At 42.3% G+C, this 359-nt stretch carries 1 rRNA gene; it reads left to right on the top strand.

The features are described from left to right. Positions 1-169 precede the first annotated feature (169 nt). Positions 170-359 (top strand): 16S ribosomal RNA (locus AB4482_RS22950); the annotation flags it as partial.

Here is a 359-nt window from a genome sequence, read left to right as displayed (position 1 = left end):
TGAACTGAGTGACCAATACGTTTAACTACTTGTAGTTATTCGGCACAGTCAATTCATTACCATTCTGTTCCTATTTATTTAAGAAGAGAGGGGTAATAGCTTTAGAATTACATGTTTACTTCGGTAAATATTAGTTTTGAAGTCAGTATTCGTTGAGTCACAAAATCTTAAATTGAAGAGTTTGATCATGGCTCAGATTGAACGCTGGCGGCAGGCCTAACACATGCAAGTCGAGCGGAAACGACACTAACAATCCTTCGGGTGCGTTAATGGGCGTCGAGCGGCGGACGGGTGAGTAATGCCTAGGAAATTGCCTTGATGTGGGGGATAACCATTGGAAACGATGGCTAATACCGCAT

This window comes from Vibrio sp. 10N.222.55.C7 (assembly GCF_041473335.1).
Taxonomy (GTDB): Bacteria; Pseudomonadota; Gammaproteobacteria; order Enterobacterales; family Vibrionaceae; genus Vibrio; species Vibrio crassostreae_C.
This window is presented reverse-complemented; position numbering and strand designations above follow the sequence as displayed.